Annotated in this window: 1 protein-coding gene; it reads left to right on the top strand. The window is 39.3% G+C overall.

The annotated features are described in order from the left end of the window. Nucleotides 1–258: 258 nt before the first annotated feature. Nucleotides 259–517: IS110 family transposase (locus AC6CHU_RS25940; protein ID WP_498123165.1), on the top strand; the 259-nt coding region annotated here is incomplete at its 3' end.

The raw sequence follows: 517 nt of genomic DNA, 5'->3' as shown, positions 1-517 counted from the left end.
TTCGTATTATAAGGTTAGCCAGAATGCTAAATATTTCTGGTTGACCTTTTTTTATTGGGTCTTATTATATCAGTAGCCAGGGTAGAACGTAACTGCTCGTGGGGCTTAGACCCCGTCAGCTAAACGGTTCGCCCCCTACTTGTAGAAACATGATTGAGGCTGGTTGGGACTTTGATCTCGTATAACAAGCGAAGCTGTGACACTGCAAGGAGAAATTAGGGGTACTGGTAAATTACATGTTTAGGAGGAGGATTTAGAATGAATCCAGTCGTTGGTCTGGATATTTCAAAAGGGGAAAGTCAAGTTCAAGCATTTTTAGATAAAGGCAAACCATTCAGAAAGAGTTTTAAAGTATCTCATACAGTTGAAGGGCTAAGTTATCTTGTATCGTTTCTGGAGGATGTGAAAAAAGAGTCTGGTAAGAAGCCTTCAATCATTCTAGAAGCTACTGGGCACTATCAAACTCCTGTTGTTCATTATTTGGAAGAACGAGGTTATTTATTGATTATTATCAACC

It is taken from the genome of Cytobacillus sp. GQ23 (assembly GCF_059758675.1).
The sequence above is the reverse complement of the archived record's forward strand: the minus strand, read 5'-3'. Positions and strand labels throughout refer to the sequence as shown.